Origin of the sequence: Streptomyces roseoverticillatus (assembly GCF_000719265.1) — a bacterium.
Taxonomy (GTDB): Bacteria; Actinomycetota; Actinomycetes; order Streptomycetales; family Streptomycetaceae; genus Streptomyces; species Streptomyces roseoverticillatus.
Genome location: NZ_JOFL01000087.1, coordinates 1 through 238 on the forward strand (window position 1 = coordinate 1; position 238 = coordinate 238).

The following is a 238-nucleotide window of genomic DNA, read 5'->3' on the forward strand; positions in this document are numbered from 1 at the left end:
CTTCAGCGTCCCCGTGATGCCCTCGGGATTGGTGTTGTCCGCGATCCACCGCAACGCCGTCTCCGGCCCCGCATCCACCAGATCCGCACGCCCCGCGTGAACCACACCGTGGATGTCGGCCACCACGGCGTGCTTCACCCCGGCCGCCAGCAGCAGCTTCAGGATCGCCGTACCGGCCGCACCCGCACCCGACATGACGACCCGTACGTCACCGATCGCCTTACCCACCACCCGCAGC

The 238-nt window shown here is 69.3% G+C and carries 1 pseudogene; it reads right to left on the reverse strand.

Annotated features, from left to right (window positions below):
• A pseudogene (locus IF61_RS33095) lies at nucleotides 1-238 on the reverse strand (NAD-dependent malic enzyme); the annotation flags it as partial.